Below are 26549 nucleotides of genomic sequence, written 5' to 3'. Positions count from 1 at the left end.
TTGGGTGTTCAAGATCGGCATCTGCCACTACTCGTTGGTCTTGGCCATCACTTCCTCGAGCGTGGTGATGCCCTGGAAGGCCTTGGTGATGCCGTCCTCGCGCAGGGTGGCCATACCGCCTTTGCGGGCGATCTCCTTGATCTCGGTGGCGGTCTTGCCGGCCACAATGGCGTGGCGCACGTCGTCGTCAACGACCATCAGCTCGTGGATGGCAGCGCGACCCTTGTAGCCCGTGCCGTTGCAGCGCTCGCAGCCGGTGCCCTTGTAGAGCACCTTGCCCTTGATGTCGCTCTCGCGCAGCTCGAGGCGCCGCAGCACGTCGGGGTCGGGCACAACCTCCTGCTTGCAGTTTTCGCAGATCCGCCGCACCAGACGCTGGGCCAGTACCCCGATCAGCGAAGCCGAGATGTTGAAGGCCTCCACCCCCATCTCGTCCAGACGGGTCACCGCGCCCGCAGCGTCGTTGGTGTGCAGCGTGGCGATGACCAGGTGGCCGGTGAGGGCGGCCTCGGTGGCGATCTTGGCCGTCTCGGAGTCGCGAATCTCACCGACCATGATGATGTCGGGGTCCTGGCGTAAGAAAGAGCGCAGGGCTCTGGCGAAGGTCAGGCCCGCCACCGGGTTGACCTGGGTCTGGTTGATGCCGGGGATCTCGTACTCGACGGGGTCTTCAATGGTGGTGGTGTTTTTGTCGGGGGTAGCGATGCGCTTGAGGATGGAGAAGGTGGTGAAGGACTTGCCCGAGCCCGTAGGCCCGGTGATGAGGAAGATGCCGTAGGGCTTGGCGATGACGTCGGTGAAGCGCTGGAAGACCCCGGTGGCGAAGCCCAACCCCTCGATCTCGGGGATCTCGGAGGCCCGGCGCAACAGGCGCATGACGATCTTCTCGCCGTAGACGGTGGGCAGCGTGGACAGACGCAGGTCGAGGTCGATGCTGCGGTCCTTGTAGCGCACGCGCCCGTCCTGCGGCAGACGCCGCTCGGCGATGTCGAGGTTGGCCATGATCTTCACGCGGCTCGCCAATGCCGGCCCGGCCCCCTTGGGCAGCTTCATGTACTCGCGCAACACCCCATCTACGCGGATGCGCACGACGAGGTCGGTCTGGCGCGGCTCGATGTGGATGTCGGAGGCGTCTTGCAAGAAGGCTTCGCGGATGATGGTGTTGACCAGCTTGACGACCGCGTTGTCGTCGAGGGCGCTGGTATCGACCGTCTCTTCGCGGGCCTGCCGCTTCTTCTCGAACTCCTTGGCCAGCTCGTCGATCTCACCCGACCCGCCGTAGAAGCGCTCGATCAGCTTGGTGATGGCGGCTTCGGTGGAGACGGCGGGGAGGATCTCCTTGCGGGTGATCATCTTGAGGTCGTCGACGGCCAGGATGTTGCGGGGGTCTTTCATCAGCACCACCAAGGTGCTGCCGTTCTCGAGGTGGTGGGGGAAGATGGTGTAGCGCCGCACGGTGGACTCGGGCACCAGCGTGATGACCGAGGGGTCCGGCGGGGTCTCCACGGGGTCGATGTAGGGGTAGCCGAGCTGGGCCGAGAGGCTCTTGGCCAGCATCTCCGGCTTGATCTTGCCCGACTGCACCAGGGTGTCCTCGAGCTTCTTACCTCCCTGGCGCTGCTTGTTGAGCGCGTCCTCGACGTCCTCCTGGGTGATGTAACCCAGCTCGACGAGCACCTCGCCCAGCGGGCGGATCTTGCCCATGCGCCGCTGCACGCTCAGCGCCTCCTGCAACGCCTCGCGCCCGATCTTGCCCTCCTGCACCAGGGCCTCGCCCAAGCGCGACTTCTCGGGATAGGCCTTGGCGAAGAGGGCTTCCCAGGACTTCGGCAGCGTCAGCACGAAGCGCACCGGGCGGGCGATGGCCGCGCGAATGGCCTCGATGTGGCGGACGTCGGAGAGCACGACCAGCACCTGGGTACCGTCCTGTCGCACCGGCACCGCCTGGTAACGCAGGGCGTCGGCCCGCAGCAGCAACGCGGCGACCTCCATCTGCAGCTCGAGGTCGTCGACGCGTTCGCGGAACTCAATACCCGCGCGCTCGGCCAGGACCTGGAAGAGCTGAGACTCGCTGATGGCGCCGCTTTGCAGCAGGATGCGGCCCAACAGCTCGCCAGTCTTCTCCTGCTGCACCAGAGCCTGCTCGAGGGTATCGCGGTCGACGAAGCCCTTTTCCACGAGCAGGTCGCCCAGTCGCATCTCGCTCTCGCTGCTGGGCTTGGGGGCCTCGGGCACGGTCAGGCCGAGTTCGGGGTAGTTCTTGGCCAGGGCGTAGTTGAAGGAGGAACGCGTCGTCTGGTAGGGCTCGATGATCTGCCCGGTGATGTCCTCGAGCTCTTCGAGCACCAGGTTGTCGAGGGGGTTCATCAGCGCCACCCGCAGGCTGCCCCCCTCCAGTGCGAAGGGGATGGCCTCGAGGGTCTTGGCCTTCTCGGCGGGCACCAAGGCCTTGATCTCGGGGGGAATCTCCAGGTTGGCCAGCTCGACCAGGGGCACCCCAAAGGTCTCCTCGATGGCCTGGGCGATGCGGCGCTCGGAGAGCAGGCCCAGCTCGACGATCACGTCGCTGAGGGTACCGCCGACCTCACGGTGCTGTTCCAATGCGCGCTGGAGTTCTTCATCCTCGAGGAGGCCCATGTCCAGCAAAGCCGCCCCGAGTCGCTTGTCACCAATGGTCAGTACGTTCATCCACCCACCTACCCCTATAGTTTGAGAATCAGACGTTCTAAACGCCGTATCAGCTTGGTGTAGCCTAGCTCCTTCTGAGAAATGGGCGTCACCAGAATGGTATAGACCCCGGCCAGGTTGCCCCCCAGCACGTCGGTGAAGACCTGGTCGCCCACCATCGCCACCTGAGAGGGGGACAGCCCTAAGCGTTTGAGCCCCTTGCGAATGCCAAACCAGGGCTTGCCAGCCAGCCCGATGCCCTCTACCCCCAGCTTGGCCGACCAGGCCCTCAGGCGCTTGTGCTGGGCGTTGGACACCAGAAACACCCGGATCCCGGCAGCCTCGAGCGACTTCACCCAGGCGACGAGTTCCTCAGGAGGCTCGCCCTTGAATTTGTAGGGCACTAGGGTGTTGTCCAGATCGAGCAACAAGCCCTTGATCCCCCGCGTTTTTAGCCATTGCGGGGTGATCTCGAGCACCGACGACAGTTGGGCCTTGGGCCTAAGCATCCACCAGTAGTCTAGCGTTACTTCCCCCCAATAGGGGGTCATGCGTCACGCGAGGACACGGGGATGGGACCCACAGCTGCCATACGTCGTACGCATTACGCACCAACGCCTTGTGTACGACTTAAGACGTAATGCGCAAGGCGGCACTCAGTCCCACCGCCAGTTCTTGTACTGCTCACGAAGCTGGGCCTTGAGGAATTTACCCGTGCTGGTGCGGGGAATTTCGCTCACGAAGACGAAGGCGTCGGGGATCCACCACTTGGCGACTTTGGGCTCGAGGAAAGCCCGCAACTCCTCGGGCGTGGCGCTCATGCCCTCCTTCAGCACCACCGCCGCCAGCGGGCGCTCGGCCCACTTAGGGTGGGGAACGGCGATGACGGCGGCCTCCTTCACCGCGGGATGACCCATGAGGGCGTTCTCGAGGTCGAGGCTGGAGATCCACTCCCCGCCCGACTTGATGAGGTCCTTGGTGCGGTCGGTGATCTTGACGTAGCCCTCGGGGTCGATGGTCACCACGTCGCCGGTGCGGAACCAGCCGTCGGGGCTCCACTTGTCACGCTCGCTCTCGAGGCGGAAGTAGCTCTGGGCCACCCAGGGGCCGCGCACCTCGAGCTCGCCCATGCTCTTGCCGTCCCAGGGCACCACGCCGCTCTCGCCCACGGCCCGCACCTCGACCAGCGGGGTGGGGATGCCCTGGGTGGCGCGGTAGGCGTACTGCTCGTCGGAGGAGAGGCGCTTGAGGTGGGGCTTGAGGCGGCTCGTCGTGCCCAGGGGGCTGGTCTCGGTCATACCCCAGGCGTGCAGCACCTTGAGGTTGAAGTGGTCGAAGCCCCGGATCATCGCCTCGGGGGCCGCCGAGCCACCCACCACCATCTCCATGCCGGGCACCAGCTTGAAGCGGGCGGGGTCTTTTTGCAGGGTCTGCAGCACACCCAGCCAGATGGTGGGCACCCCGGCGGTTTTGGTCACGGCCTCGCCTTCGTAGAGCTCGAGCAGGCTCACCGGGTCGAGGTGCGGCCCCGGCAGCACCAGCTTGGACCCCATCATCACCCCGGTGAAGGGCAGGCCCCAGGCCATGACGTGGAACATCGGCACCACCGGGCACAGCACGTCCTGCGCCGAGAGGTTGAGCGCGTCGGGGAGGGCGGAGGCCAGGCTGTGCAACACGGTAGAGCGGTGGGAGTAGACCACGCCCTTGGGTTTGCCGGTGGTACCGGAGGTGTAGCACATCCCCAGCGCCTCGCGCTCCTCGAGCCGGGGGTACTCGAAGTCGCCGCCCGCCCCCGCGATGAACGCCTCGTAGTCGGTGAGCCCCTCGGGCACGGGTTGGCCGCTGAGGGGCACCACGATGACCTTCTCGAGCTTCACCTGATCCTTGATGGCCTCGTAGAGCTTTAAAAGCACGTCGTCGACGATCAAGAAGCGGTCTTCGGCGTGGTTGATGATGTAGGCGATGTCGGAGGGGTGCAACCGCAGGTTGAGGGTGTGCAGCACGCCCCCGGCTGCCGGGATGCCGAAGTAGGCCTCGAGGTGAGCGTAGGTGTTCCACGACAGCGTGGCCACCCGGTCGCCCTTGCGTAAGCCCGCTTTCTGCAGTGCCTCGGCCAGCGCCCGGCTACGCCGGTAGAAGTCGGCGTAGCTGTAGCGGTGCAGGCTCCTGTCGGGCAGACGGGTGACGATCTCCTGCCGACCGAAGAGCTGTCCGGCTCGCTCGAGCAAATGGGGCAGGGTGAGGGGGAAATCCATCATCGTTGACTGCATAGGGCTCTCCTTTGCGAGAAGGCTCCCGCTTTTGGCGTGGACCAAGTGTAAAAAGCCCAAGCCTCGCTGCCAGGGCATTACCTCGCTATTTGGACTCAGGGGTACAAGGGACCAAGCCCACCACCTTATCGCGGTTCTTAGCGCAACAGACGCAGCCCGGCGGGGGTTTGCACCTGGGCGAGGAGTCCGGGAGCAGGGGAAGCCTCGAGTCCCAGTTCCAGCCCCAGCGCTTTCAGCCGGGCCTCGACCCGCTCGGGGTGTGGGTGAAGACCCCTCAGGCCCATCAAGCGGCAAGCGGACTCCGGTAGCCGGGTGGTGGGGTGTGGCGCGTCGCCCCAAGAAATCACGGTGGGGATCAGGCCGTGCTCGAGCAACTGTCCATCGTCGGGGATGGCGATGTCCCACTCGAGGTCGCCCCGGCCCATGCGATGGACTTTGCCCAGCTCGGGAAGTGCTGCGACCACCGCGCGGATGTCGTCGGTGCGGACGACCCAGTGCAGCAGCCGGGGGGACCGCTTCAGCTCGGCCTGAAGCCGGGGATTGTCTAAGCCGAACCAGCGCGGGCGGCCTGGATCGGTACCCTCGGGGTCGATGGCGATGACCTCGAGGTAAACCCCCTCCCCCAGGTTCAGTAGGCTGTTGTGGGTACCCATCTTGAGGTGCCGCCCACCGGGCACGGGTCGCACTCCCAGGGCCCGCTCCACGTAATCGCAGCCCTGCTCGAGGCTGTGGGCGGCAACCACGATGTGGTCGAGACTGAGCTTCACCAGGCCCCCCGGCTGAGGCAGAGCTCCCACAACAAGCAGCCCTCGCACTGCGGCCTGCGGGCGGTGCAGCGGTAACGTCCGAAGAGGATGAGGGCGTGGTGGACGAAAACCCATTTCTCGCGGGGAAACAGGCGCTCGAGGTCGCGGCCTATTTTCTCGGGGTCGCTCTCGCCGGAGAAGCCCAAGCGATGGGCCAGCCGCGTGAGGTGGGTGTCCACCGCGATGCCCGGAACCTTGAAGGCCGCTCCCAGCACAACCGTGGCGGTCTTCCAGCCCACGCCGGGTAGCTGCTGCAGCTTGGCCTTATCCACCGGGACTTCCCCGCCGTGCTCCTCGACCAGCTTGCGCGCCAGCAGCACGAGATTGCGGGCCTTGGCTCGGTAGAGCCCGATGTTCTTGATGAAGGGCTCGACCTCCTCGGGCGTAGCCCGGGCCAGACTGGCGGCGTCGGGGAAGCGGGCGAAGAGCGCAGGCGTGGCCTTGTTCACCGAAGCATCGGTGGCCCTGGCCGAGAGCACGGTGGCGACGAGCAGCTCGAAGGGGTTGCGGTGCTCGAGTTCGGTGGTGGCGTTGGGGTAAAGCCGCTCGAGCACCTCCAGCACCCGCGCGGCTCGAGCCCGTCTGGCCTCGAGCGTTTCCTGGGGAAGAGCCCGAGCCCGCGAGGCTCTGTGGGCGCTGGCCCGACCCGGCTTTGGCTGGGTTGCACTTTTCCCTGTCACGTTCTGAAGTCTATCGCCTTATCCCCCACCCGCCAGCTCCCCCGGATAGCGCAGTCCCCACTGTGCCCGGAAGGCGTCCATGACCTCCATGATGGCGATGGTTTCAGCCAGGGGCATGACCTGCGACTCGAGCCTTCCCGACCGGATGCAGTTCATGGCCTCGATGGCCTGAAACTGGTCGCCATGGCCTTCGTAGGGGCACTCGAGGGCTTCGACCTGCCCATCCCTGTGCAGCAGCAGTCTCTTGGCGCGGTACCAGGGGTTGGGGATCTCGACGTAGCCCTCGGTGCCGTAGAGGTAGGCCGCCATGTTGGTAGGGGTGTGGAGGCTCGAGACCAGCGCCGCCATGCGCCCGTCGCGGTAACCCAGCAGCAAGACGGCCTGCTCGTCCACGCCGGTAGGGCCCAGGTAGACCTGGCTGTCGAGGCGTTCGGGCTTTCCCCAGACCATCGAGGTGAAGGAGAGCGGGTACACGCCCACGTCGAGCAGGGCGCCCCCGGCCAGCTCGGGGTTCAGGAGCCGGTGCTCAGGTCCGACCTGGGCGCGGAAGCCCATGCTGACCTGGATCATCCGCACCTCGCCGATCACCTTCTGCGCCAGCAACTCACGCAGCCGCACCATGTGAGGCAAAAAGCGCGTCCACATGGCCTCCATCAGGAAGAGCCCCTTTTCCCTGGCCTTCTGGGCCATGCGGCGGGCCTCGAGGGCGTTGTGGGCGAAGGACTTCTCGCACAGGACGTGCTTGCCGTGCTCGAGGCACAGCAGGGTGTGGGCGTAGTGGTGGCTGTGGGGTGAAGCCACGTAGATCACGTCCACGTCGGGATCGGCGGCGAGTTCTTCGTAGCTGCCGTAGCGGCGGGGAATGCCCTTCGCTTCCCCAAAGGCGCGGGCGGCCTCGAGGCTCCTCGAGCCCACCGCCAGCAGTTCGGCGCCCTCGAGGCCGCGCAAGGTGTCGGCCAGACGGGCTGCGATGCGCCCGGTGCTCAGAATGCCCCAGCGGATCTTCTCCATTCAGTACGCCTTAGCGAACAGGATCCGCTTGCCATAAGCGCTCGGCTTGCCACAGCGGATACACTTCCCGTGGGCCTCGGGCTCGTCGAAGGGGATGCAGCGGGTAGTGGCGGTGGTCTCGGCCTTGATCTGCCTCTCACACTCCTGGTCGCCACAATGGAAAGCCTTGACGAAGCCCTGCTCGACCTTCTCCTTGAACTCCCCGTAGTCGTTCACTTCCCAAGTGTGGCTGTCGCGGAACTCCAGCGCCCGCCGGTAGAGCGCCTCCTGGAAGGCCTCCAGCCGCTGGGGTAACGTCGCGATGATCTCGCCAAGCTGCACAGTCTCCTTGCCGCCCAGGCGGCTCGCCAGCACGGCGGTGCCCGCTTCCACGTCGCGGGGGCCAATCTCCAGGCGCAGCGGCACGCCCTTGAGCTCCCACTCGTTGAACTTGAAGCCGGGGCTGTACTGGTCGCGGTCGTCAAGGTGAACCCGCACGCCCGCCGCCTTGAGCTCGGCGGCCAGCTTTTCCACCGCCGGCATCACCTGCTCGCGGGTCTCGGACTTGTAGATGGGCACGATCACCACCTGAATGGGGGCGATGCGGGGAGGCAGGATGAGGCCCTTGTCGTCGCCGTGGGTCATGATCACCGCCCCCACCATGCGGGTGGAGAGGCCCCAACTCGTGGTGTGGACGTACTTGTTCTGCTGGTCGCGGTCTTGGAACTGGATATCGAAGGCCCTGGCGAAGTTGGTACCCAAATAGTGGCTGGTGCCCGACTGCAGCGCCTTACCATCGCGCATCATGGCCTCGATGGTGGTGGTGTAGACCGCTCCGGCGAACTTCTCGCTCTCGGTCTTGACCCCCTCCCACACCGGCACCGCCGCCCACTCGCGCGACATCTTGGCGTAGATGCCCAGCATCTGCCGCACCTCGGCCTCGGCCTCCTCCTGGGTGGCGTGGGCGGTGTGGCCTTCCTGCCACAAGAACTCGCTGGTGCGCAAAAAGGGCTTGGTGCGTAGCTCCCAGCGCACCACGTTGCCCCACTGGTTGAGGAGCTGGGGCAGGTCGCGGTAGGTGCGAATCCACTTGCCCCACATGTAGCCGATGATGGTCTCCGAGGTCGGGCGCACGGCCAGGGGTTCCTCGAGCTCCTCCCCGCCCGCATGGGTCACCACCGCCAGCTCGGGCGAGAACCCCTCGACGTGCTCGGCTTCCTTCTGGAAGAAGCTCATGGGGATGAAGAGGGGAAAGTACGCGTTGGCGTGCCCGGTAGCTTTGAACATGTCGTCTAGGACGCGTTGAATATTTTCCCACAGGCCAAAGCCATAAGGCCTGATGACCATCGTGCCGCGCACCGGGCCATAGTCCACCAGTTCGGCTCGCAGGATGACTTCGTTGTACCACTCGTTGAAATCTTGGCTTTGCGGGGTCAGGCCTTTTTCCTTCGCCATACCGCAACATGATAGCCCACTAGCGGGTAGCTTACGGCGGTATTAGGGCTGCGTCGCGACCGGCTGTTACTTTGAGCAACGCACCGCTTCATGTCGCTCCATCCCGACCCCGATGCGAAAAGCCCATTACCGAGGCCATTCCCGAGGCGCACCCGGTAAGTAACCCCGATCTGGCCACCGCCATCACCCAAACTGGAGCTGACGTAGCCCAGAATGAGCTGGGCTTGCATGGGGAGGGGATAAAGGGTCACGGCACCCACGTCGCGGGCATTGTGGGGGCCAATGGCGCGGTCAAGGGTGTAGCTCCCGCGATCAGCTTTGGGTAGCCATATCATCAAGCGCCGGTACTTCAACAAGGTTACCGAAACCCGTGAAGTACTCGATGGGCAATACATCCTTAAGATCAAAGTACTCAAGGCTCTAGGCTACGAAACCGTAGATGCCCACTGGGAGACCTGGACCTCGCCGGTCATCACCATCGACCGACCCTGAAGCCTGTCTTTTTCGGCCCCCCGGTCCTGGGGGGCTATTCTTTTTAGCTCTGCGCGGCGCGCAGGGCCTCGAGGGCTACGTGGGGAAAGGCGGCGGGCCGGAGGCGGAGTGGCAAAACCAGATGCTGGTCTATGGCTTTGGCTAAACTCCAGCGCATCGAGTCCATCGCCCATAAGGCCCCAAAGGGGTGGTGGCGGCAGCAGGGCCCGTGCGTTCTGACGCCGCCAGTGAGCAAAAGCGTGGCACACGCTTCCCGATCGCCTCGTTAGAATAGGCCGCATGAGCCTGTTCCCGATCCTCGAGGAGATCTCCCAGTCCACCCCTAGCAAGATCCTCTTCGTCGTGCTCGACGGGGTGGGTGGCCTGCCTCGGCAGCCGGGCGGCCCCACCGAGCTCGCCGCCGCCAGCACCCCCAACCTCGATGCCCTGGCAAAGCAGTCCATGCTGGGCCTGCAATACCCTGTGGCTCCGGGCATCGCGCCCGGCTCCGGTCCCGGCCACCTCTCGCTCTTCGGCTACGACCCCATCCGCTACCAGGTGGGCCGGGGGGCGCTCTCGGCCATCGGCATCGGGGCCGAGTTCCGCGACGGCGACGTGGGGGTGCGCGGGAACTTCGCCACCCTCGACGCCTCGGGCCGCATCACCGACCGCCGCGCGGGGCGGCCTAGCAACGAGGAGAACGCGCGGGTGGTGGCCAAGCTCCAGGCCGCCATCCAGGAGATCGATGGGGTCAGGGTACGCTTCTACACCGAAAGCGAGCACCGCTTCGTGGTGATCCTCTCGGGGGCCGAGCTGGGCGAGAGGGTCTCCGACACCGACCCTCAGAAAACCGGCGTGCCCCCCCTGGAGTCCCGCGTCCACCACCCTGGCGACGCGGCCAGCGCCCGCACCGCCACCGTGCTCAACGCCCTCAGCGCCCGCATCCGCGAGGTGCTCAAGGACGAGCCCACCATCAACGCAGCCCTCTTCCGCGGCATCTCCGAGCGGCCCAAGTTCCCCTCGATGCAGCAAATCTACAAGCTCAATCCCGCCTGCGTGGCCTCCTACCCCATGTACAAGGGCGTAGCCAGCTTGGTGGGGATGAAGGTGCTCGAGGTCGTGGGTGAGGAGGATGCCCTCCAGGGCAAGGTGAAGGCCCTGCAGACCCACTGGTCCGAGCACGACTTCTTCTACCTGCACTTCAAGAAGACCGACTCCACCGGTGAGGACGGCGACTTCGAGGAGAAGGTGCACAAGGTCGAACTTTTCGACCACCTGCTGCCCGAATTGCTGGCCCTCAAGCCCGACGTACTGGTGATCACCGGCGACCACTCCACCCCCAGCGTGCTCAGGGCCCACTCCTGGCACCCGGTCCCGGTGCTGCTATACGGCCCTTACCTGCGCAACGACCCCGCCCAGCGCTTCACCGAGGACGAGGCCGCCCGGGGCACCTTAGGCACCCTGCGCGGCACCGACCTGATGCCCCTGATGCTGGCCCACGCGGGCAAGTTGCAGAAGTTCGGAGCCTGAGCTCACTCCCATCTGGCCTTTTGCCTTTCACCGATAGCCAGCAACCGATTGCACTGCCCACATTTACGCTGCACCGCGTACAGCGCCAATTGCCGCCTACAACCGCATGTGGCTGTAGGCGGTATTCGTGTGAGTCTCTCCGGGGTGACTTTGTCACCCCGGCTGCTTCAGGCTTGCCAGTCCCCCGCCAGCAGCAGCTCGACTTCCTCCTTGTGGCCGGTCTCGTCGGCGATGAAGCCCTGCAGGTCGTTGGCCAGGCCATAATCACCCAGGGCCTCGGCCTGCTTCATGCGCTCGACGTAGCGGGCGATGGTATCCTCCTCAGCGCGCAGCACGTTCTGCAACATTTCGCGGATGCTGGAGGCAGCAGGCACCTCCGCCGGGCGGGTGGTGGGTTTACCTCCCAGGGCCACGATCTTGCGGGCCAGATAGCGGGCGTGCTTGGTTTCGTCGGCGATCTCGCCCTCGAAGAACTCGTGCAGGTGAGCGCGGTGGATGCCTTTGACCTGGGCAGAGTACGTCAGGTACATGATGACGGCCTGCAATTCACCGGCCAAGTCGGTATTGAGGCCCTCCAGTAGAGCCGCCTTCGCCTGCTCAATCTTGGTTTGCATACTGCCCCCCTTTCACACACAATCATACTCGCTCTCACCGGAAGAAGAGCCCGGCACACCCCGGCTGGGCCATAGTACATAAATCCGAGTGATTTACTTGATTTTTGGTCGGCTTCGAGGTAGGCTCGTAGGCGAGTCTGGCTATGAGACTGCATCCTCCTTCCAGCGAAATCGGGCCCTCCGACGTCCTGGCCGAGGCCCAGCGGCTCATGGCCTGCATCCGCGAGAGCTCCTTGTGGAGCGCCGAGCTCCCCTGTTCCCAGGCCCGCCAGAACCGCTTCTTTCTGCGCAACCAGGTCCAGGTGCGCCTGGCCGATGCAGGCAAAGCCCTCGAGATCATCCGACAGAGCCTGGAGGGGCACAAGTGCAGCCCCCAGGCAGCGGTGGAGGCAGCCTACCAGGTTCTGATTCGCCTGGCCCGGCTGTGGCGCGAGTTGGAAGAGGCCAAAGGCCACGGGCAAAAAACGGCAAGCAAGGCCTTCGGCCCTTGACCCCCGACGCCAAGTTCAACCCCCGGATATATCCGGGGGTTGAACAAAACGAGGAGGCTTCAGAAAGAGAGCTTCAGGCCAGCGCGCACCCCGAAGCGGAGGCTGAGGTTGTCGCCGAGGCCGGGATTGCCCTCGAGGTAGAGCCCAAAGTTGCGCGAGAAGTTGAAGCCCGCGCCCAGCAGCGCGTCACCGTAGACCGGCACGATATTGGGGTTGGTCGAGGAGGCGTCGTAGCGCACGCCCAGACCCAGGTAGGGGTCGAAGAAGCCGCCACGGTTGAAGTTGCGCACCAGGTAGGCATTGACGTTGATGGCGCCGTTTCCGAGGTTGTAGTCCGCACCCACGCGAGGGCCAAAGCCCAGGATCACGTCGTGTACGCCGATGAAGCCGCCGACGCTGATCACCTGCTCGATGGGACCACTGACCATGGGCTCGACGGGGTAGGAAGCCCCCAGGCCGAAGTACATGCGGGGCAAGGGGGCGGGGGCGGGAGCCGGGGGTGTGGCTTCAGGCTGAGCAGGCTGGGGAGCAGGCACGGGTTGGGGCGGGGGAACGGGCTGGACGGCAGCGGCCTTGAGGGTATCCACCTCACCCTTGAGGGTATTGACCTGATCGTTGAGCGCCTTGATCTGGTTGTTGAGCTCCTTGGCCAGGCTTTCCAGCGCCTCCAGACGAGCCTGCTGGCTGGATTCCTGCTCAGCGGTGGTGGGCGCCGGCGCAGGGGTGGGGGCGGGCTGGGCCTGGGCCGCGGCGACCTTCTTGAGCTCTTCCTCCAAAGCGGCGATGCGGGCCTCCAAGGCGCTGGTATCGACGGTGGGAGCCGGGGCGGGCTGGGCCTGGGCCGCGGCGACCTTCTTGAGCTCTTCCTCCAGAGCGGCGATGCGGGCCTCCAAGGCGCTGGTATCGACGGTGGGGGCCGGGGCGGGCTGGGCCTGGGCCGCAGCCAGTTGCTGAAGTTGGGTCTCGAGGGCCTGGAGCTTGGCGTCTTGGGCAGTGTTGGCCTCGGTGATGCCGGCGATCTGCGCCTTGAGGTCGGAGAGTTCCTTGCTCACCTCCTCCATGGCCTTGTCGATCATGGCCTGGTCCTGTGGCGTGGTGGGCTGGTTGGGGCAGCGCCCGCCCAGCTGGATAAAGCGGTAGAAGATCAAGGCCGCCTGGTAGCGGGTCAGGTTCTGGTTACCCCGAAAAGTCCCGTCCTCGAAGCCCTGGATCAGCCCGCACTGGGTGATGAAGTCCACGGCCTCCTTGGCCCAGTGACCCGCCGGAACGTCGCGGAAACTGGGAGTCGATTGCTGCACTGCAAGAATCATGCCCAGGCCGAATGCGCCCATAACCGCGGCGCGAACCAATGGTTTGTGCATATCGTTCCTCCTAGAGCGCGTCATAGCCAAGCCCGAAGGCAGCTCGCTGCTGACGCAATCGCTCTAAGTCAAGGTGTACTCGTGGGGACTGAAAGGAATTAGAGGACTATCTGATGGTGGAATTGGGCAAACTCTGCAATGCGCCTCATATATGAGAGAATTGCCCGACCCGGCGATCTGCGCGACTTCGATGCTCTCGGTGTTGGCGAAGAGGAAAATGGCTATAAACCGGGTATATCTTTTGATTAAGGCGACTCCCTTGCCCTAAACGGAGCATTAAGAAGCAATCCCCGCCGAAGCAGGGTTAGCGCCAAAGCTGCGGAGGCCTGCGGCGTTTCCAGCGGCGGGGAAGCAGTCGCTGCCAGGCGTAGCCGAGCGCCGCGAGGGCTGCCCCGATCAAACCCAGCACCCAGATCGTGGTAAAGATCCAGACCGCCAGAAACAAACCGATGATCAAGGCCAATCCAATACCCGCCCAGACCAGGGGGCCGCGGGGCATGCCAGACCAGTAGGCTTTCACGCTCTTCAGGGTAGGCAATAACCAGGGGCGCGAATGCTAGGCCGCTCTCATTTGGGCCTCGTGCACGCGCTCGAGTTGCCACCATCGAGCGTTTAGTGTCTTGCGCTTCACCTGAACTTCGCCAGCAGGTTGCGCGCGATGATGACCTTGAGCACCTCGGTGGTGCCCTCACCGATGCGCATGAGGCGGGCGTCGCGCCAGTAGCGCTCGACGGGATACTCCTTGATGTAGCCGTAGCCGCCGAGCACCTGGATGGCCTCGTCGCAGGCCTTCACCGCGACCTCGGAGGCGAACATCTTGGCCTGCGCGGCCTCCGTGCCGAAGGGACGGCCCGCGTCGCGCAGCTCGGCGGCGCGCAGGTAGAGCAGGCGGGCGGCCTCGAGGTCGGTCGCCATCTCGGCGAGCTTGAAGCTCACGCCCTGGAACTCGGCGATGGGCTTGCCGAATTGCTCGCGCTCGAGCGCATACTTCGCGGCGAACTCGAGCGCGGCCCGTCCCAACCCCACTGAAAGCGCGGCGATGCCAATGCGACCGCCCTCGAGCACCTTCATCACGTCGTAGAAGCCCTTACCCCGCTCACCTATGAGCGCATCCTTACCCACACGCAAATCCTCGAAGATGAGCTGGGCGGTGTCGGAGGAGTACAGGCCGAGCTTCTCTTCCTTGCGGCCTATCCGCAAGCCCTCCGCCGGGCGGTAGAACACGAAGGCCGAAAGCCCCAGGTGTTTCTTGTCGGGGGCAGGCGCGGGGTCGGTGCGGGCGTTGATCACGTAGACCCCGGCCACCGACCCCTGGGTGATGAACTGCTTGGAGCCGTTGATCACGAAGCCTTCAGGGGTCTCCTCAGCCCGCGTGCGCAGCGCAGCCGCGTCCGAGCCTGAGCCCGGCTCGGTCAGGCCCCACGCCCCCAGCACCTCGGCCATAGCCAACCTGGGCAGGAATTCCCGCTTCTGGGCCTCACTCCCAGCGGTCAGGATGTGGCCGATGCACAGCGAGTTGTGCGAAGCCACGGTAAGCCCTAGTGAGCCGTCCACCGCGCCAATCTCTTCGATGATGCGGGTGAACATGCGGGTCGTGAGCCCGGCACCACCGTACTGCTCGGGCACGTTGGCCCCCATCACCCCCAGCTCGCCCAGCTTCTTGACGATCGCCAGTGGGAACTCCCCCGTGCGGTCACGCTCGGCGGCCCCGGGAGCCACCTCGGCCTGCAAGAAGTCACGCAGCGCGCCGATGATCTGGCGCTCCTCGGGGCCTAGTTCAAACCACAGATCGCGGGATTTTTCGGTGAGCAGCATCCTGACCTCCAAAAAACATAACGCTTTACAAACATCATAACGTAAAAACGTCATATATCAATGACCGGGGTAGGCCGTACGCAAATGGCTTCTCGCCCACACCCCCTGCGCAAAGCACCTCGAGCCGACCACGTCCCCGACGAAATTCGCTCCGTAGTTGTGGCGCTTGGTGATTGGGCAAATCCCCTTGTCATCCCCTCGTGCTATAGTGAGGACGCCGTGAGACATCCCCAAGAGCCAAGGCTTTCCCCATTGGGGAAGGAAGCTCACGCCCCATGGAGGAATAGCTGAATGCAGATCGAAGCTGGTGCCATCGTTGAAGGCCGCGTGACGCGGATCATGGATTTTGGGGCTTTCGTGGAGTTGCCCAACGGTGAGTCGGGGTTGGTCCACATCTCGCAGATCGCCCACGAGTTCGTCAAGAACGTGCGCGACCACCTCTCCGAAGGCGAGGTGGTGCAGGTGTTGGTGCTGGGCCGCGACGAGAAGGGCCGTCTGGATCTCTCCATCAAAGAACTCACCCCCGCGCCCGTCGAACCCCCGCGTCCCAAGCGCCTGCCGCGCCAGGCCCCCGAGTTCGAGAACAAGCTCAAGAGCTTCTTGCGCGGTTCGGGCGGAGGCGGCTTCGGCGGCGGAGGCAGCAAGAAGCCCGGCAAGGGTAAAGGTGGCCGCGGACGGCGCTAACGACACCTGTCGAATTCCTGCCCGCCCTACGGGGCGGGTTTGGTGTTTGGGAAAGCGGAAAGCGATGAGCCGTCATACCAGATTCGGTTAGTTCGTCACCGAATGGTGACGAACTAACCCGACCGAAGGGAGTGCTCTAGGATTCAAAAAGATAGCCCCTGGGTTTTTGGTTTTGAAGAGTATCTTTTTGAATCCGGTATCAGCTCTGCCGGACCCCCTCGAGCCACCCCAGCAACTTTGCGAGCGGCTTGGTGTTGAGGACCTGCGCGGGTTCCAACCAGGCACGCTGGGCGGTGCCCACCGCCAACTCCATGAAACGCAGGTGGTCGATCTGGTGGGCATCGGTAGATAGGGAGATCATCACCCCCATCTCCCCCGCCTGGCGGGCCAGCACGTCGGGCAGGTCCAGGCGGTCGTAGTAGCCGTCGATCTCTACGGCCTTGCCCAGCGATTTAGCCCGAGAAAAGACCTTCTCTCAAGAGGGCACTCAGCAGGGCTTTTCCGCCCCCTTGCGGGCGTAGAAGTGCCAGTTGAACCCAGCACACAAGGCGTAGAAGGCCGAAAGACCAAAGAGGAAGGGGGCTGGCGAGCCGGCACGGGCGAGCACCCAGGCGATCATAACCGAGAAGAGGAAAGGCCCGTAGGCAGCCACCGCCGCAGTCCAGCCGATCACTCCCCCCGCCTTGCGCGGCGGGAAAATCATGGGGATCTGCTTGAAGGTGCTGGCATTGCCAATGCCCGCGAAGAAGAAGAGGGAGAGCATCAGCCCTACGAAGAGGGGGAATTCGGCAAGCGAGTTAGGAGTGACGAAGAAGCCGAGGGCGAGCGCGCTCCCCAAAAGTCCCAAGGTGCTTATCTGGGTGAGGACAGCCCCACCCACCCGGTCGGCCACCGGACCAAAGGCAACCCGAAGAAGCGAGCCCACCAAAGGTCCGAGGAAGGCGTAGGTCAAAGGGTCGGGAGCCCCCTCGAAGCGGCCGTAGAGCTGCCGGATCAAGAGAGGAAACACTGCCGAAAGACCCGAGAAGGAGCCGAAGGTGGCGATGTACAAGAGGGTCATCACCCAAGTGTGCTTGTCGCGGAAGATGTCGAATTGCTCACGGAAGTTGGCCCGCACCGGCACGCTCTTGAGGAGGTTCCAGGCCAAGAAGGCCCCAAGCAGGAGAAAAAGCGTCCAGACCAAAGCGGCATTGTGCAGCCAGATGGGGTTGGAGGCCTCGCCCTTGATGAAGGTCTGGGGAATGCCCAGGCCCAAAAGTCCGGAGAGGAAGAGGGGGAAGCCCACCACCCAGGGGGCGATGAACTGGACGATAGAGACCCCGAAGTTGCCGAGGCCGGCTTGGAGGCCCAAGGCGGTTCCCTGAAGCCTCTTGGGGAAGAAGTAGCTGGTGGAGGGCATGAAGCCCGAGAAGTTGGCCCCGCCCAAGCCGGCTAAGAGGGCCAGGAGCAGCATGACCCAGTAGGGCGTATGAGGGTTACCGATGGCATAGCTCCAGCCCAGCACCGGGATGAGAAGGAGGAGGGTGGAGAGGGTGACCAGGTGCCGGGTACCCAAAATGGGGGGCAGGAAGGTCCAGACGATGCGAAGCGTACCTCCGGCCAGCCCCGGCATGGCAGTGAGCCAGAAGAGCTCGGTAGTACTGAAGCGAAAACCGATGCCGGGCAGACGGACCACGATGGCTGAGACCATGAACCAGACGATAAAGGAGAGCGTTAGGTTGAAGGTGGTGATCCAGAGGGTGCGCCAGGCCAAAGGCTGCCCCACCCCCTTCCAGAAGGCAGGGTCCTCCGGCTCCCAGCGCTCGAGCCAGGTGGCATTTTTTGTAGAGATACGAAAAGCCATCAGTGTTCTCCTTGGTACTCAAAGCGGTTCTTGAGCTCCGGAGCAGCCTGCTGCAACAGCGAGAGCACGGTAAGGTGCATCCAGATGGCGCTTAGGAGGGTCAGGAGGAAGAGGATGAGGAAGGTGGTCTGGGGCAGGCCGGTAAAGGCCTGGGCGTAAGCGAAGAGCGGGGGCAGAAGGAAGCCGCCCAGCGCTCCCAGCATCCCCACCAGGCCCCCTACCGCGCCCACGTCTTTGGGAAAGTACTCGGGGATGTGCTTGTAGACGGCGGCCTTGCCAATGCCCATACCCACGCCGATGAGGAAGACCGAGAAGGTGAATGGCCAGAGCGTCATCGTGTAGCGCATCACCTCGCGCAGGCCGTCGGCCTCGTACTTAGTAGGCAGGTAGAGCACGATATGTCCGTTGGGCATCATCAAGATGCCGCTGGCGAGCAGGATGATGCCGAAGGTCCAGTACATCACCCGCCGTGCGCCGAAGCGATCGGAGAAGTAGCCGCCCACAGGGCGCAAGAGCGAGGCCGGAAAGATGAAAAGCGCCGTGAGCAGCGCGGCCTGGTAAAGGGGCAGGCCAAAGACGTCTACGTAGTACTTCGGCAACCAGGCCGACAGCGCCACATAGGCCCCGAAGACCACCACGTAGTACAGGCTGAAGCGCCACACCCGCACGTACCTAAGGGGCCTCAACATCTCTGCGAGGGGGCGGCCCTGGCCGGGTTTTTTGTCCTGGCGGGGGGTGAATAGCCACATGGCCAACCCCATCAGGATCAGCAAAACGGCATAGAAGAAGGGCACAAAGCGCCAACCACCCGGCACCAGGCCGCCCAGGTATCCGGCGGCGGGTACCGAGGCGATAATGGCCGGACCGATGAACTTGGTAACGCTAGCCCCCACGTTGCCCGCGCCGAACACGCCCAAGGCAAAGCCCTGCTGTTCACGGGGAAACCAGGCCGAGTTCCAGGCGATCCCTACGCTAAAGGCGTTGCCGGCGAAACCCACCAAGAAGGCGTAGAGCAGCAGCGCCTGGTAGCTGCTGGCCTGGGAGACCAGGTAAGCGGGAATGGCGGTGAGGAAGAGCATGGTGGTGAAAACCACCTTGCCGCCGTAGCGGTCCGTCAAGATTCCGGCCACAAGACGCCAGATAGAACCGTTGAGGATGGCCACCGCCGACAGCCAGCTAAGCTGCACGTCACTGAGCCCAAACTCCTTGCGAATGGGGATGCCCAGTACCCCGAACATCAGCCACACCGCGAACATCAGCGTGAAACCGAGGGTGGAGAGGGTGAGGACCTCGAGCCGGGCCCTGCGCTCGGAGGGAGCTGCAGGAGCGCTAGTCTGCACCATACGAACCTCCTTTGTCCTGCATGATGGGCTGTGGCTTAGAGGCGGGCACGGGTTGGGCCACCGCGGGCGGGGTAGCCCGCAGGCGGCGCTTGCGTCGCAGCCAGATCACGATCTGCCAGGGCCGCCACAAATAGCCCAGTGGCACGGTGATGATGTGGATGAGCCGGGAGAAGGGAAACACCGCTACCAGCAGCCAGAAGTTGAAGACGTGAAGCCGGATCCAGAAGGGCAGGTCGGCGACGAGTTCGGGGCGCGGCTGGAGGGTAAAGATGCTCCAGAAGTAGGGGGTAAATACCGCCGGGAACCAGTAGGAGCCGAAGCGGTAGGCGCCCGCGGTGATGATGCCGGTGATGATGGAGACCAGCAACAGCAGCAACACCACGTAGTCCATGGGGGTGGAGACCACCCGCACACGGGCGTCGCCCAGGCGGCGCGCCAGCAGGATCCACACGCCCACGCCCGCCCACAGCGCCAGGGCCAGGCCGGTGATCTCCAGCAGGTACAACCGCAGGGGCACCGCGTTCCACAACAGCAGCCCCTTGGGCAGCAGCACCGCCAGCAGGTGCCCACCCAAAATCAGCACCAGCCCCCAGTGCATGGCGGTGGAGCCGAAGTAGAGCTTGCGTGCCTCGAGCAACTGGCTCGACTGGGCCGAGACCGAGAAGGGCCGCCCGCGCATGCGGATCACGCTGACCACCACCGCCAGCGCGAGCGCGACGTAGGGGAAAACCAAAAAGAGCAGGGTATTCCAGTTCATCGGATACCTCCTCCGGGGGAGGATTGAGCGCCGAGGGAGGGCCAGGAGCTGCGCTGCGCCTGGCTCTGGCCCTTGGCTCTGGGAAGCTCCCGCACCGCCTGCCGCACCGCCTCGAGCAGGTGCAGGTAGGGGTTGTCCGGCTCCAGGGTCTTGAGGGTCTTGTGCATCGCCGCGAGCGCGGGCTCGAGCAGCTCCATCAGCTCGGGTAGCGGCTCGGCGGCAATGGCCAGGTAGGAGAGCACCACCGCCAGGTGGTCGGGCAGTTCGCCGCGCAGCTCGAGGCCCAGCTCCCGCATCCCGCGGCTCAGCGCGGCCATGAAGGCCCCGCGGCGGTAGTCCTCGCCGTAGACCGCGAAGCCCACGTAGGGCGCGAAGAGCGGCGAGAGGTCGAGGGTGCGGGTGTGCAGCTCCTCGCGCTCGGAGAGCTTGAGCTCTGAAACGGCCTTGAGGAAGCGCTCGAGGTGGAGCTTGGCCGGGCTATGGGGCAGGGAGTGGGTCTGCTCCCACAGCACGCCCAGGCTGCCCTGGCGCGGGTACTCGAAGGCCAGCGCGAGGGTCTTGAGGGTGGGGTTGGGGCTCATGCCATCCCCTCACTCGCCCCGCTGGGGGGGCTGGATGTAGCCCAGGCCCACCTCGCCTTTGTGGGCCAGCGGGTCGTTGTAGAGCTCGGCGGCCGCCTCGCGGTGGTAGGGTGGGATCACGAAGCGCTCCTCGAGGGTGGGCAGGGTGGTGAGCTCGTAGATGGCCTCGGCCTCCTCCAGGCTGGTCCCGGCGGCCTCGAGCAGCGCCAGGGTCTGGGCATCGACCTCCCCGTAGACGCTTTGGCGGCGCTTGAGGATGCGCACGGCCAGCATCTTCTTGAGGATGGGCTCGATGAGTGCGACGTTTCCGGCGGCGAAGAGGTTGGCGAGGTACTCCAGCGGCAATCGGGCCTTGTCCAGGTTATCGAAAAGCTCGAAGTCCATGCGCTCGGGCGGCAGGTCGAGCTTGATCAGGCCACGCTCGAGGGTGCTGACGACGGGCGAGAGCGGGGGGATGTAGAACATCATCGCCAGCGTGCGGTACTCGGGGTGCAGCGGCAGGGCCAGCTTCCACAGCTTGACGAACTTGTAGGCCGGGGAGTTCTGGGCGGCCTTGATCCACTCGTCATCGAGGCCCCCCTCCTTGGCGGCGGCGATCACGGCGGGGTCGAAGGGGTCGAGGATGGCCTCGCGCTGGGCTTCGACCAGCCGCTCCTTTGGGGCGCTGGCGGCGGCGTAGATCTTGTCGGCGTCATAGAGCAGCACCCCCATGTAGCGGATGCGGCCCACGCAGCTATGGGCGCAGGCCGGGGCCTGGCCGGTCTCGAGGCGCGGGAAGCAGAGGATGCACTTCTCGCTCTTGCCGCTGGCCCAGTTGTAGTAGACCTTCTTGTAGGGGCAGGCCGCCACGCACATGCGCCAGGCCTTGCACTTGTTCTCGTTGACCAGCACCACCCCGTCCTCGGCGCGCTTGTAGATGGCCCCGCTGGGGCAGGCCGCCACGCAGGCGGGGTTGAGGCAGTGGTTGCAGATGCGCGGCAGGTAGTTGAAGACCACCCGCTCGATCTCGTGCATCTGGGCCTGGATGTCGGGATCCACGCCCTGCCAGTTGGGGTCGTTCTTGGCGTAGAGGTTGGAGCCTCCCAGGTCGTCGTCCCAGCTCGGGCCGGCCTCGATCTGGATGGGCTCGCCCGTGACCATCGAGATGGGGATGGCGGTGGGCTGATCGGTGCCCTCAGGGGCGCTGAAGAGGTCCTGGTAGCGGAAGGTGTAAGGCTCGTAGTAGTCGTCGAGGGTGGGCAGAGCGGGGTTGAAGAACAGCCTGGAGAGCCCCCGCGCCCTCGAGTGCAGGCGCAGCTCGAGCTCGCCGTTCTTCAGCTCCCAGCCACCCTCAAAGCGCTCCTGCTCTTCCCAGCCGGTGGGGTAGCCCGTGCCGGGGCGGGTCTCGACGTTGTTCCACCACATGTACTCGGTGCCCCGTCTATCGGTCCAGAGGTTCTTGCAGGCCACTGAACAGGTGTGGCAACCGATGCACTTGTCGAGGTGGAAGAGCATGCTCATGTGGGCTCGGACGTTCATTTGGTCTCCTTTGGCTCTGTGTGGGGCCGGGCCTCAGACCCGGCCCCACGAGTCACCACTGCGGCTCCTCGATGCGCCGCACGTAGACGAAGGTGTCGCGGTTGACCCCGGTGGGCCCCCAGTAGTTGAAGGCGTAGGTGAACTGGGCGTAGCCGCCCGACATCAGCACCGGCTTGAGGCGGGCGCGGGTGAGGGAGTTGTTCATGCCCGCGCGCTTGCCGCGCAGGGGGCTCTTGGGGATACCCACGGTGCGCTCGGTGGCGTGGTAGACGAAGACCGTGCCCCTGGGGATGCGGGCCGAAACGATGCAGCGCTGCACGAAGACGCCGTTGTCGTTGAAGACCTCGACCCAGTCGTTGTCGGCGATGCCCATCTCAAGGGCGTCCTTGTCGTTGAGCCACACCGGGTAGCCCCCGCGCGAGAGGGTCATCATGCGGTGGTTCTCGGAGTAGGTGGAGTGGATGCTCCACTTGCCGTGGGGGGTGATGTAGTTGAGCAGCTTGCCCTGGGCCTCCGCCGCGCTCTTCTCGGTCTCCATCAGCATGGTGTGGTCGGGACGGGGCTTGTAGGTGGGCAGGTGCTCGCCCCAGGCCAGGTAGCCCGGGTGGTCGAGGTAGAAGTGCTGCCGCCCGGTGAGGGTGCGCCAGGGGATGAGCCGCTCGACGTTGAGGGTGTAGGGGCTGTAGGCGCGCCCCTGGTTGATCAAGCCGCTCCAGGTGGGCGAGGTGAGCATGCGCCTGGGCTGGGCTACGATGTCCTTGAAGCCGATGCGCACGTCGCGCACGGGCTCGGCCAGGTCGGTGAGCTTCTGCCCGGTCTTCTTCTCCTCGTCCTTGAAGGCGCGGTAGGCCAGCTCGCCGTTGGAGACGGGGTCGAGGAAGAGGATGGCCTCGGCGACCTCACGGGCCTCCTCGAGGCTCGGCAACACCCGCCCATCGAAGGAGCGCCCCTGGCGCCGGGCGAGTTCCTGGTAGAAGTCCTGCACCGGGATCGACAGCCCGTGCATCCCCACCCCGTTCTGCTCCACCACGGGGCCCAGGGTGACCATCTTCTCGTAGAGCTTGCTGTAGTCACGCTCGACGACGCGGAACTTGGGCATGGTCTTGCCGGGGATGGCCTCCACCTCGCCCCGCTTCCAGTCCTTGTCGCTGGGCTGGGCCAGCTCGTCGGGGGTGTCGTGCTGCAGGGGCAGCATCACCACGTCCTTGACGGGCTCGGGGAAGTGGGGCTTGGCCAGCTCACAGACCTTCTGGGCGATGGCCTTGTAGATCTCCCAGTCGGGCTTCGACTCCCAAGCCGGGGGAACTGCCGCCTGCATGGGGTTGATGAAGGTGTGCAAGTCGGTGGTGTTGAGGTCCTCCTTCTCGTACCAGGTGGCCGCCGGGAGCACGAGGTCGGAGTACAGCGCCGAGGTGTCCATGCGGAAGTTGAGGTCGACGACCAGGTCGATCTTGCCCTCGGGGGCCTGCGGGCGGTACTTGACCTCGCTCACCCAGCCCTTGGCTTGCTCGGGGGCGATGGCGTTGGTGTGGGTGCCCAGGTAGTGGCGCAGCATGTACTCGTGGCCTTTCATGCTGGTGCCGATGGCGTTGCCGCGCCAGATGAACCAGGTGCGCGGCCAGTTGGAGGGGGCGTCGGGGTCGTCGATGGCGAACTCGAGCTTGCCGCTCTTGAGCTGCTCGACCACGTACTGCACGATCTCGGCGTCGGTTTTGGCGCCTTTGGCCTGGGCCTCGCGCACGACCTCGAGGCTCGAGCGGTTGAACTGCGGGAAGAAGGGCAGCCAACCCTTGCGCACCGCGCGGGCCTGGTGGTCGATGGTGTGGTCGGCGAGGCGCTCCTCCTCCCGGCCCGGCAGGCTGTCGTAGTCGCGGTAGCCGCGCTCGTAGCGCCACTGGTCGGTGTGGACGTAGTGGAAGCTGGGGGTGTTCTGCTGCCGGGGGGCCATCCCCCAGTCGCCGGCGAAGGCGATGGGGCCCCAGGAAGCCTGATTGGCCAGCTTCTCCTGGCCCACGTAGTGCGCCAGCCCGCCGCCGTTGACCCCCACGCTGCCGGTGAGCATCAGGGCCACGATCCCGGCGCGGTAGAGCAGGTTGTTGTGGTACCAGTGGTTGGCCCCGGCCCCGATGATGATGAGGTTCTTGCCCTTGGTCTTCTCGCCGTTGTCGGCCCACTCGCGCGCGAAGCGGATCACGGTGTCGCGGTGGATGCCGGTGTACTTCTCCTGCCAGGCGGGGGTGTAGAGCCCTTCCTCGTCGTCGTAGCCCCGGGGATAGGCCCCGCCCAGGCCCCTCTCCACGCCGAACTGGGCCAACAGCAGGTCGAAGACGGTGGTGACCGCCACCCGCTCGCCGTCCTTGGTCTGGACGTACTTGACCGGAACGCCGCGCTCGAGCGTCTTGCCGGTGGTGAAGTCGTCGAACTCGAGCAGTCGCACCTCGTCGGCCTGGTCGCGGAAGGAGAGCAGCGGGTCGATGGGCTGGCCGCTGGTGGGGTCCTTGAGCTCGAGGTTCCACTGCCCCTTCTCGCTCTGCCAGCGGAAGCCGATGGTGCCCCCGGGCATGGCGGGCCCGCGCTGGGCGTCCCACATCAACAGCTTCCAGTCGCCGTTCTCGACGTCCTTGTAGGCCTCGAGGCGACCCGCCCGTAGGTAGCGCCCCGGCCTGCGGCCCGCGACCTCGACCAGGAAGGGGTTGTCGGTGTAGCGCTTGAGGTAGTCGCTGAAGTAGGGCACCTGCCGCAGGACGTAGTACTCCTTGAGCAGCACGTGGTTGACCGCCATCCAGAAGGCGGTGTCCTGACCGGGGTTGGAGGGGATCCACCAGTCGGCGTACTTGGCGACCATGGAGAAGTCGGGGCTGAAGACGGTGAGCTTGGCCCCCGCGTGGCGCACCTCGGCGATGAAGTGGGTGTCCGGGGTGCGGGTCATGTTGAGGTTGGAGCCCATCACCGCGATGAAGCGGGCGTTGTACCAATCGGCCGACTCGTGCACGTCGGTCTGCTCACCCCAGATCTCGGGCGAAGCCGGGGGCAGGTCGCAGTACCAGTCGTAAAAGCTCATCGCCACCCCACCCAGCAGCGTCAGGAAGCGCGAGCCCGCCGCGTAGGAGATCTGCGACATGGCGGGGATGGGGCTGAAGCCGATCACCCGGTCGGGGCCGTGCTGCTTGGTGGTGTGGACCACGCTGGCGGCGATGATCTCCAGCGCCTCCTCCCAGGCGACCCGGCGGAAGCCGCCCTTGCCCCGCGCCTTCTGGTAGCGCCGCCGCTTGTCGGGGTTGCTCACGATGCTCTTCCAGGCTTCGACCGGGTCGGCGTGCTGCTGGCGCGCCTCGCGCCACAGATCGAGCAGGGCCCCGCGGGCGTAGGGATACTTCACCCGGATGGGGCTGTAGAGGTACCAGCTAAAGCTGATGCCGCGCTGGCAGCCGCGGGGCTCGTAGGGGGGCAGGCCGGCCTCGAGCTGCGGGTAGTCGGTGGCCTGGAGTTCCCAGGTCACGATGCCATCCTTGACGAAGACCTCCCAACTGCACGAGCCGGTGCAGTTGACACCGTGGGTGGTGCGCACCCGCTTGTCGTGGGCGAAGCGGTTGCGGTAGAACTCCTCCCACTTGCGCTCGGCGGGGGCTTCGATCTCTTTGAACCACTGGTTCATGCTCTCCTCCTGCGAAGGCGTTCGGCCAGGCTGGGCCTGCGGCCCAGCCAGATCAGGGCCATTACCCCAAACAGGGCTAATGCGATGGGAACGGCGGCATACCACATGCGCCCGCCATAGACGGCGCTGGAGTAGTGGCCTTCCTTGCTGGCCTGGGCGAAGAAAGCGACCAGGGCGTCGATCTCGGCTTCGGTGAGGGGCTTGCCCTTGTAGGCTTCACGCATCACCGGGAAGGCGATGTTGGAAAGCGTCCCCTTGATGCCCACCTCACCCAACCGCAGGTAGAGGTCGGTGAGGTCCTTGCCCAGGCTGCCCCCGCCCATGGGGCCGAGGTCGCCCGCGTTGTGGCAGGCCATGCAGGGCGCCCCGCCCTTGGCAAAGGCCTTTTGCCCGGTGAAGAGGGCCCGGCCCACGGCGGCCTGCCCCGCCTTGGGCGCCGGGGACGCGGCAGGTTGGGGTGTGGGAGCGGGCGCTGGGGCCGCAGGCTCAGCTTGGGCACTTCCCCCGGCCAGGCCTTTCAAATAGGCGACGATGGCCTTGGCGTCGGCCTCCGAGACCTGGGCCATGGGGGGCATAACGCCGTTGTAGGTCTGCCCGGCGACCTCGAGCGGCCCGCTCAACCCTTGGCGGATCACCTTCAGCACATAGGCTTCATCGGCCATCCGTGGGTTGGCGGCCAGGGGCGGGAAGGCCCCAGGGATGCCCTGGGCCTGGGCCCCGTGACAGCCCGCGCAGTTGTTCTGGTAGAGGGTTTTGCCGTCTTGGGCCCAGGCCAAACCCAGCAGCGAACCCACTGCCACAGCGAGCAAGGTTCTATTCATGCCGACCTCCTGCTTTCGTCGTTCTTGTGGGCTTCCAGCCAGGACACGAGTTCCTCGATCTCCCCGAAGGGGATCTCGGCCCCGGTCTTGGCGTCCTTGATCCGGCCTTCCCAGTTGCCGGCCCCGTCCGGCCAAAGCAGCACCAAATACACAGGCCCCTGCGCTCTGGGAAGGTTTCTGGGAGTGGGCTCCTGTGC

At 65.1% G+C, this 26549-nt stretch carries 23 protein-coding genes and 1 pseudogene; 4 read left to right on the top strand and 20 right to left on the bottom strand.

What is annotated here, in order from left to right:
* Window positions 1-27: 27 nt before the first annotated feature.
* From B047_RS0115020 to proS, 7 genes are all read right to left on the bottom strand, one after another.
* Window positions 28-2688 carry an ATPase, T2SS/T4P/T4SS family gene (locus B047_RS0115020; protein ID WP_018467798.1) on the bottom strand — a complete coding sequence of 887 codons (2661 nt, stop codon included), beginning with the start codon at window positions 2686-2688 and terminating at the stop codon, window positions 28-30.
* A gap of 14 nt (window positions 2689-2702) precedes the next feature.
* Window positions 2703-3176: a YqeG family HAD IIIA-type phosphatase gene (locus B047_RS0115015; protein ID WP_018467797.1), complete on the bottom strand. Its 474-nt coding sequence runs from the start codon at window positions 3174-3176 to the stop codon at window positions 2703-2705.
* A 147-nt stretch (window positions 3177-3323) separates the two neighbouring features.
* The gene (locus tag B047_RS0115010; RefSeq protein WP_026234951.1) at window positions 3324-4937 is read right to left on the bottom strand and encodes a long-chain fatty acid--CoA ligase; all 1614 of its coding nucleotides are present in this window, start codon (window positions 4935-4937) and stop codon (window positions 3324-3326) included.
* Window positions 4938-5074: 137 nt separating this feature from the next.
* Complete coding sequence (locus B047_RS0115005) at window positions 5075-5704, bottom strand: VOC family protein (protein WP_026234950.1); 630 nt, start codon at window positions 5702-5704, stop codon at window positions 5075-5077.
* On the bottom strand, window positions 5701-6423 hold the full coding sequence (nth, locus tag B047_RS16980; RefSeq protein WP_157205957.1) for an endonuclease III: 723 nt from the start codon (window positions 6421-6423) through the stop codon (window positions 5701-5703). The genes B047_RS0115005 and nth overlap by 4 nt, the downstream gene beginning before the upstream one ends.
* Before the next feature lie 18 nt (window positions 6424-6441).
* Window positions 6442-7434, bottom strand: coding sequence for a Gfo/Idh/MocA family protein (locus tag B047_RS0114995; protein ID WP_018467793.1), 993 nt, complete (start codon window positions 7432-7434; stop codon window positions 6442-6444).
* Window positions 7435-8868 carry a proline--tRNA ligase gene (proS, locus tag B047_RS0114990; protein ID WP_018467792.1) on the bottom strand — a complete coding sequence of 478 codons (1434 nt, stop codon included), beginning with the start codon at window positions 8866-8868 and terminating at the stop codon, window positions 7435-7437.
* 318 nt (window positions 8869-9186) lie between these two features.
* Between proS and B047_RS18030 the strand changes: the two genes are divergently transcribed.
* Complete coding sequence (locus B047_RS18030; RefSeq protein WP_018467791.1) at window positions 9187-9360, top strand: hypothetical protein; 174 nt, start codon at window positions 9187-9189, stop codon at window positions 9358-9360.
* Window positions 9361-9639: 279 nt separating this feature from the next.
* Window positions 9640-10869 carry a 2,3-bisphosphoglycerate-independent phosphoglycerate mutase gene (locus B047_RS0114980; protein WP_018467790.1) on the top strand — a complete coding sequence of 410 codons (1230 nt, stop codon included), beginning with the start codon at window positions 9640-9642 and terminating at the stop codon, window positions 10867-10869.
* A gap of 167 nt (window positions 10870-11036) precedes the next feature.
* Here B047_RS0114980 and B047_RS0114975 read toward each other — a convergent pair whose 3' ends face one another.
* On the bottom strand, window positions 11037-11483 hold the full coding sequence (locus B047_RS0114975) for a ferritin-like domain-containing protein (RefSeq protein ID WP_018467789.1): 447 nt from the start codon (window positions 11481-11483) through the stop codon (window positions 11037-11039).
* A 143-nt stretch (window positions 11484-11626) separates the two neighbouring features.
* Here B047_RS0114975 and B047_RS0114970 point away from each other — a divergent pair, with 143 nt between their 5' ends.
* Complete coding sequence (locus tag B047_RS0114970) at window positions 11627-11974, top strand: hypothetical protein (RefSeq protein ID WP_018467788.1); 348 nt, start codon at window positions 11627-11629, stop codon at window positions 11972-11974.
* Between the two features lie 59 nt (window positions 11975-12033).
* Here the strand turns inward: B047_RS0114970 and B047_RS0114965 are convergent, their stop codons facing one another.
* The 3 genes from B047_RS0114965 to B047_RS0114955 form a co-directional block, all read right to left on the bottom strand.
* A complete protein-coding gene (locus B047_RS0114965; protein ID WP_169336608.1) occupies window positions 12034-13335 on the bottom strand; it encodes an S-layer homology domain-containing protein in 1302 nt (433 codons plus the stop codon).
* A gap of 304 nt (window positions 13336-13639) precedes the next feature.
* Complete coding sequence (locus tag B047_RS0114960) at window positions 13640-13855, bottom strand: hypothetical protein (RefSeq protein ID WP_157205956.1); 216 nt, start codon at window positions 13853-13855, stop codon at window positions 13640-13642.
* 107 nt (window positions 13856-13962) lie between these two features.
* Window positions 13963-15150, bottom strand: a complete 1188-nt coding sequence (locus B047_RS0114955) for an acyl-CoA dehydrogenase family protein (RefSeq protein WP_018467785.1) — start codon at window positions 15148-15150, stop codon at window positions 13963-13965.
* Window positions 15151-15441: 291 nt separating this feature from the next.
* Here B047_RS0114955 and B047_RS0114950 point away from each other — a divergent pair, with 291 nt between their 5' ends.
* A complete protein-coding gene (locus B047_RS0114950) occupies window positions 15442-15834 on the top strand; it encodes a S1 RNA-binding domain-containing protein (protein ID WP_018467784.1) in 393 nt (130 codons plus the stop codon).
* 199 nt (window positions 15835-16033) lie between these two features.
* On the opposite strand, the pseudogene B047_RS0114945 reads toward B047_RS0114950, so the two are convergent.
* The 9 genes and pseudogenes from B047_RS0114945 to B047_RS17335 form a co-directional block, all read right to left on the bottom strand.
* Window positions 16034-16309: pseudogene (locus B047_RS0114945) on the bottom strand (PHP domain-containing protein); the annotation flags it as partial.
* Window positions 16310-16321: 12 nt separating this feature from the next.
* Complete coding sequence (locus B047_RS0114940; RefSeq protein WP_018467782.1) at window positions 16322-17677, bottom strand: MFS transporter; 1356 nt, start codon at window positions 17675-17677, stop codon at window positions 16322-16324.
* Complete coding sequence (locus tag B047_RS0114935) at window positions 17677-19020, bottom strand: MFS transporter (protein ID WP_018467781.1); 1344 nt, start codon at window positions 19018-19020, stop codon at window positions 17677-17679. The genes B047_RS0114940 and B047_RS0114935 overlap by 1 nt, the downstream gene beginning before the upstream one ends.
* A complete protein-coding gene (gene narI, locus B047_RS0114930) occupies window positions 19007-19777 on the bottom strand; it encodes a respiratory nitrate reductase subunit gamma (protein ID WP_018467780.1) in 771 nt (256 codons plus the stop codon). Before narI ends, B047_RS0114935 begins: the two co-directional genes overlap by 14 nt.
* The gene (locus B047_RS0114925) at window positions 19774-20358 is read right to left on the bottom strand and encodes a nitrate reductase molybdenum cofactor assembly chaperone (RefSeq protein WP_018467779.1); all 585 of its coding nucleotides are present in this window, start codon (window positions 20356-20358) and stop codon (window positions 19774-19776) included. The genes narI and B047_RS0114925 overlap by 4 nt, the downstream gene beginning before the upstream one ends.
* A gap of 9 nt (window positions 20359-20367) precedes the next feature.
* The gene (narH, locus tag B047_RS0114920) at window positions 20368-21876 is read right to left on the bottom strand and encodes a nitrate reductase subunit beta (protein WP_026234948.1); all 1509 of its coding nucleotides are present in this window, start codon (window positions 21874-21876) and stop codon (window positions 20368-20370) included.
* 52 nt (window positions 21877-21928) lie between these two features.
* Window positions 21929-25531: a nitrate reductase subunit alpha gene (locus B047_RS0114915; RefSeq protein WP_018467777.1), complete on the bottom strand. Its 3603-nt coding sequence runs from the start codon at window positions 25529-25531 to the stop codon at window positions 21929-21931.
* Entirely contained in the window at window positions 25528-26352 is an 825-nt protein-coding gene (locus tag B047_RS0114910) for a cytochrome c (protein WP_026234947.1), read from the bottom strand. The genes B047_RS0114915 and B047_RS0114910 overlap by 4 nt, the downstream gene beginning before the upstream one ends.
* The gene (locus B047_RS17335; RefSeq protein WP_018467775.1) at window positions 26349-26504 is read right to left on the bottom strand and encodes a hypothetical protein; all 156 of its coding nucleotides are present in this window, start codon (window positions 26502-26504) and stop codon (window positions 26349-26351) included. Before B047_RS17335 ends, B047_RS0114910 begins: the two co-directional genes overlap by 4 nt.
* Between the last annotated feature and the right edge of the window lie 45 nt (window positions 26505-26549).

This window comes from Calidithermus timidus DSM 17022 (genome assembly GCF_000373205.1).
Lineage (GTDB): Bacteria > Deinococcota > Deinococci > Deinococcales > Thermaceae > Calidithermus > Calidithermus timidus.
The sequence above is the reverse complement of the archived record's forward strand: the minus strand, read 5'-3'. Positions and strand labels throughout refer to the sequence as shown.

Bases quoted from the DNA above. Each gene is read 5' to 3' on its own strand.
- B047_RS0115015 (WP_018467797.1), bottom strand. From the start codon at position 3,176: ATGCTTAGGCCCAAGGCCCAACTGTCGTCGGTGCTCGAGATCACCCCG.
- B047_RS0114925 (WP_018467779.1), bottom strand. From the start codon at position 20,358: ATGAGCCCCAACCCCACCCTCAAGACCCTCGCGCTGGCCTTCGAGTAC.
- B047_RS0114940 (WP_018467782.1), bottom strand. From the start codon at position 17,677: ATGGCTTTTCGTATCTCTACAAAAAATGCCACCTGGCTCGAGCGCTGG.
- B047_RS0114915 (WP_018467777.1), bottom strand. From the start codon at position 25,531: ATGAACCAGTGGTTCAAAGAGATCGAAGCCCCCGCCGAGCGCAAGTGG.
- narI (WP_018467780.1), bottom strand. From the start codon at position 19,777: ATGAACTGGAATACCCTGCTCTTTTTGGTTTTCCCCTACGTCGCGCTC.
- B047_RS0114965 (WP_169336608.1), bottom strand. From the start codon at position 13,335: ATGCACAAACCATTGGTTCGCGCCGCGGTTATGGGCGCATTCGGCCTG.
- B047_RS0115010 (WP_026234951.1), bottom strand. From the start codon at position 4,937: ATGCAGTCAACGATGATGGATTTCCCCCTCACCCTGCCCCATTTGCTC.
- B047_RS0114910 (WP_026234947.1), bottom strand. From the start codon at position 26,352: ATGAATAGAACCTTGCTCGCTGTGGCAGTGGGTTCGCTGCTGGGTTTG.
- B047_RS0114970 (WP_018467788.1), top strand. From the start codon at position 11,627: ATGAGACTGCATCCTCCTTCCAGCGAAATCGGGCCCTCCGACGTCCTG.
- B047_RS0114995 (WP_018467793.1), bottom strand. From the start codon at position 7,434: ATGGAGAAGATCCGCTGGGGCATTCTGAGCACCGGGCGCATCGCAGCC.
- B047_RS0114935 (WP_018467781.1), bottom strand. From the start codon at position 19,020: ATGGTGCAGACTAGCGCTCCTGCAGCTCCCTCCGAGCGCAGGGCCCGG.
- B047_RS0115020 (WP_018467798.1), bottom strand. From the start codon at position 2,688: ATGAACGTACTGACCATTGGTGACAAGCGACTCGGGGCGGCTTTGCTG.
- B047_RS0114975 (WP_018467789.1), bottom strand. From the start codon at position 11,483: ATGCAAACCAAGATTGAGCAGGCGAAGGCGGCTCTACTGGAGGGCCTC.
- narH (WP_026234948.1), bottom strand. From the start codon at position 21,876: ATGAACGTCCGAGCCCACATGAGCATGCTCTTCCACCTCGACAAGTGC.
- B047_RS0114955 (WP_018467785.1), bottom strand. From the start codon at position 15,150: ATGCTGCTCACCGAAAAATCCCGCGATCTGTGGTTTGAACTAGGCCCC.
- proS (WP_018467792.1), bottom strand. From the start codon at position 8,868: ATGGCGAAGGAAAAAGGCCTGACCCCGCAAAGCCAAGATTTCAACGAG.
- B047_RS0114980 (WP_018467790.1), top strand. From the start codon at position 9,640: ATGAGCCTGTTCCCGATCCTCGAGGAGATCTCCCAGTCCACCCCTAGC.
- B047_RS0114950 (WP_018467784.1), top strand. From the start codon at position 15,442: ATGCAGATCGAAGCTGGTGCCATCGTTGAAGGCCGCGTGACGCGGATC.